At 30.9% G+C, this 278-nt stretch carries 1 protein-coding gene; it reads right to left on the bottom strand.

The window, feature by feature from the left end; translation table 11 throughout:
• On the bottom strand, window positions 1-278 hold a 278-nt coding region (locus HMPREF2597_RS05815; RefSeq protein WP_141760423.1), incomplete at both ends, for a Csa1 family protein.

The raw sequence follows: 278 nt of genomic DNA, 5'->3' as shown, positions 1-278 counted from the left end.
TTTTTTTAACTTATCATTCGGTATTGGCTTCGTTGGGATAATTCGATTATGTTCCATTTTCACTGGATATTTCTTTTTATTATTTAAGGGTCTACCTTTACTATCCTCTGTTATTTCATTGACAATAAAATTACCTTTTGTTGTTCTAGTATTGCGATTTATATAGAGCACCATTCCTCTAGATTCCATATTCTTACCTTTGGGTTCAATAACCATTTCAGAATAAATGATCCAAGTGCCTTTATCATCTTTATCAAATTCTTGATCTCGAAAGCCTT

It is taken from the genome of Staphylococcus sp. HMSC063A07 (assembly GCF_001836955.1).
Taxonomy (GTDB): Bacteria; Bacillota; Bacilli; order Staphylococcales; family Staphylococcaceae; genus Staphylococcus; species Staphylococcus lugdunensis.
This window is presented reverse-complemented; position numbering and strand designations above follow the sequence as displayed.